Here is a 307-nt window from a genome sequence, read left to right as displayed (position 1 = left end):
AATGAAGAAGAAACAGTAGTCGTAGTAGTTCCGCGTTGGGGCTGTAGCTCAGCTGGTTAGAGCACCGTGTTGATAACGCGGGGGTCGTTGGTTCGAGTCCAACCAGCCCTACCAGCTAATTAGTAAAATCTCAGGGGGATTAGCTCAGCTGGGAGAGCACCTGCTTTGCAAGCAGGGGGTCGTCGGTTCGATCCCGTCATCCTCCACCAAAGTTTTACTCGAAAGTACAAACGTAAGCCGGTCAACAAGGCTGTGGTTTAGGTTTGATCTTTTAGCGATCAAAGCTGTTTCGTTCTTTAACAATCTG

Annotated in this window: 2 tRNA genes; both read left to right on the top strand. The window is 49.2% G+C overall.

The window, feature by feature from the left end:
- The first annotated feature begins 37 nt into the window (after nt 1-37).
- Nucleotides 38-114, top strand: a tRNA-Ile gene (locus tag V3C40_RS28295).
- A 19-nt stretch (nt 115-133) separates the two neighbouring features.
- A tRNA-Ala gene (locus tag V3C40_RS28290) sits at nt 134-209 on the top strand.
- The last annotated feature ends 98 nt before the right edge of the window (nt 210-307 follow it).

Origin of the sequence: Janthinobacterium sp. LS2A, from assembly GCF_036543145.1 — a bacterium.
Classification (GTDB): domain Bacteria; phylum Pseudomonadota; class Gammaproteobacteria; order Burkholderiales; family Burkholderiaceae_D; genus Janthinobacterium; species Janthinobacterium aestuarii.
Note: the sequence above shows the minus strand (reverse complement) of the source record. Positions and strands in the feature narration are given on the sequence as shown.